Here is a 2308-nt window from a genome sequence, read left to right on the forward strand (position 1 = left end):
GGCGCGCCCCGCCTTGCCGCTCAGCGATAGCTGGTGAAGACGCGGGTGGAGACGTCGCTGCCCATCAGGTTCTTCGTCACCAGCAGCACGTCGTAGGGGTCCTTGCGGCCGCCGTACACCGGGCCGTCCATGCCGGGGCTGCCGACCGGCATGCTGGGCACCGTCAGGCCGAGTGCCTTGGGCTTTTGCTGCAGCAGCTTGACCACATCGGCCGCCGGGACGTGGCCCTCGAGCAGGTAGCCGTCCACCAGCGCCGTATGGCACGAGCCCAGGCGCTGCGGCAGGCCGAGCCGCGCACGCACGGCGTTGTTGCCGGTGTCGTGCACCGTGACCTGGAAGCCGGCCTCCTGCATGACGTCGATCCAGTCCTTGCAGCAGCCGCAGTTCGGATCCTTCCAGACTTCCATCGCCGGCAGGGGCGCGGCCGCGCGGGGCGGTGCGGCCAGGACGGGCAGGGACGCGGCGGCCAGCAGGGCGGCACCGCCGGCGAGCCATTGCCGGCGCGAGAACGTGGAGAAGGACATGGATGGACTCCTGGTCAAGAAGGGAAACGTGGGCGCCCCTTGCGAGGCCGCAAGGGGCTGAACGATGAGAACGCCGGGCTGGCGCCGGATCCGGAAATCGCGCCGTGCTCAGGCTGCGACGTAGCGCCCTGGTTTGTGGTTCATTGCAAGGATAAGGTTCAATACCACGGCGCCCGCCACCGACCAGAGGACGCGCGCCGGCTCCACCGTGACCAGCGCCGCCGCCACGATGGCGCAGTCCACCGCCATCTGCACCTTGCCCGCGCGCCAGCCGCGGCGCTCCTGCAGGTACAGCGCCAGTATGCCGACGCCGCCCAGGCTGCAGCGGTGGCGGAACAGCACCAGGAAGCCCATGCCGAGGATCAGCCCGCCCGCGACGGCCGCGTACGGCAGCGGTAGGGCCGCGATGTGCAGGAACTGGGCCTGCAGCTCTGTCAGGGCCGACAGCAGCGCGACCGCGGCGAAGGTCTTGAGCGTGAAGCCCCAGCCCAACCGGCGCAGGCCCAGCCAGTAGAAGGGCAGGTTCAGCATGAAGAACAGCTTGCCGAAGCCGATGCCCGTCGCGTAGTGCAGGACGAAGGCCATGCCGGCCGTGCCCCCCGTCACCAGCCCGGCGCTGGCGAGGAAGGCGATCCCGATGGAGACCAGCAGCACCCCGGTGCACAGGGCCAGCACGTCCTCGGTGCGGCTGTGGGCGAGGTGCTCAGGCGTGGATGGGGTGGTGGCGAGGGTCGTCATGGCGTGGCGGCGGACGCGGGCGCGGCATCCCGCAGACTGCGATTGCAACACGCGGTGGGCTGGGGGTCCTTGCGCTGCGTCAAGGTATCTTGGTGCGGCGCGGATCAGGTGGTGGCAGGCGCATTCGCGGGCGGCGCGACCGAGGCCATGGCCTCGGAGATGCGTGCACGCACGGCGGCGGGCGGAACCATGGGCTGCAGGGCCGGCACATGGGCGCGTCCGGTGTTGCCCTGCGGCAGGCGCTGCACCAGGTGGCCGAACACAGTCAGGCCGAGCCGCGCGAGCTGGCCCCGCGCCTCGGCGCGGTGGCCCAGTTCGCGGGCAAAGCGCAGCATGTGCCAGTGCGAGCGCCAGTGCAGCACGAAGCGGTTCTGCGCCAGCACGTGCGCCGCCTCCAGGTAGCTCCAGCGCTCGGCCGGCGTCCGGTCGGCGCTGGCGCGAAAGCCGGCCAGCAGGTGTTCGAAGGCGGCGCGCTGGCGCGTCAGCCCGGCCGGGTTGGGCCGGGGCCTGGGCCGTTTTTGCAGGGTCTGCGGGGACTTCGGTTTCGGTGTCATCGGGGTCGTCGTCGGGGAGTTCATCATCGGTCGCCTTCGCGGGCAGGGGGCGTGCCGGCGCCGCGGCGCAGGCGCAGGCCGTTGGCCACCACGGCCAGGCTCACCCCCATGTCGGCCACCACCGCCATCCACATGGTGGCTTGGCCCATGACGGCCAGCAGGAAGAACACCGCCTTCACGCCGAGCGCCAGGAGGATGTTCTGCCACAGCACGCGGTGCGCGCGGCGCGCCAGCACCACGGTGTCGGGAATGCGGCGCAGATCGTCGTTCATCAGCACCACGTCGGCGGTCTCCATCGCCATGCCGGTGCTGTGCGCGCCGCCCATCGCGAAGCCCACGTCGGCGCGTGCCAGGGCTGGGGCGTCGTTGATGCCGTCGCCGGTCATCGCCGTGGGGCCGATGCGCGACTGCAGCTCGGCCATCGCCTCCAGCTTGTCCTCGGGCAACAGGCCGCCGCGCGCGTCCTCGATGCCCGCCTCGGCGGCCACGGCC

General features: G+C 71.6%; 4 protein-coding genes. All 4 read right to left on the reverse strand.

Annotated elements, in window-relative coordinates:
* Nucleotides 1-20: 20 nt before the first annotated feature.
* Nucleotides 21-524 (reverse strand): DUF411 domain-containing protein, encoded by a 504-nt coding sequence (locus tag A612_RS02900; RefSeq protein WP_019373100.1) that lies wholly within the window; start codon nucleotides 522-524, stop codon nucleotides 21-23.
* 108 nt (nucleotides 525-632) lie between these two features.
* Nucleotides 633-1262 carry a YitT family protein gene (locus tag A612_RS02905; RefSeq protein ID WP_019373101.1) on the reverse strand — a complete coding sequence of 210 codons (630 nt, stop codon included), beginning with the start codon at nucleotides 1260-1262 and terminating at the stop codon, nucleotides 633-635.
* Between the two features lie 104 nt (nucleotides 1263-1366).
* Nucleotides 1367-1816, reverse strand: coding sequence for a DUF3703 domain-containing protein (locus tag A612_RS02910; RefSeq protein WP_019373102.1), 450 nt, complete (start codon nucleotides 1814-1816; stop codon nucleotides 1367-1369).
* Between the two features lie 23 nt (nucleotides 1817-1839).
* The coding region (locus tag A612_RS02915; RefSeq protein ID WP_141630317.1) for an HAD-IC family P-type ATPase at nucleotides 1840-2308 on the reverse strand (469 nt) is incomplete at its 5' end.

Source organism: Melaminivora alkalimesophila (genome assembly GCF_000282995.1).
In the GTDB taxonomy this organism is placed as follows: Bacteria; Pseudomonadota; Gammaproteobacteria; order Burkholderiales; family Burkholderiaceae_C; genus Melaminivora; species Melaminivora alkalimesophila.

What these genes read in the sequence shown, in the direction of transcription:
- A612_RS02910 (WP_019373102.1), bottom strand. Translation starts at nt 1,816, where the DNA reads ATGACACCGAAACCGAAGTCCCCGCAGACCCTGCAAAAACGGCCCAGG.
- A612_RS02905 (WP_019373101.1), bottom strand. Translation starts at nt 1,262, where the DNA reads ATGACGACCCTCGCCACCACCCCATCCACGCCTGAGCACCTCGCCCAC.
- A612_RS02900 (WP_019373100.1), bottom strand. Translation starts at nt 524, where the DNA reads ATGTCCTTCTCCACGTTCTCGCGCCGGCAATGGCTCGCCGGCGGTGCC.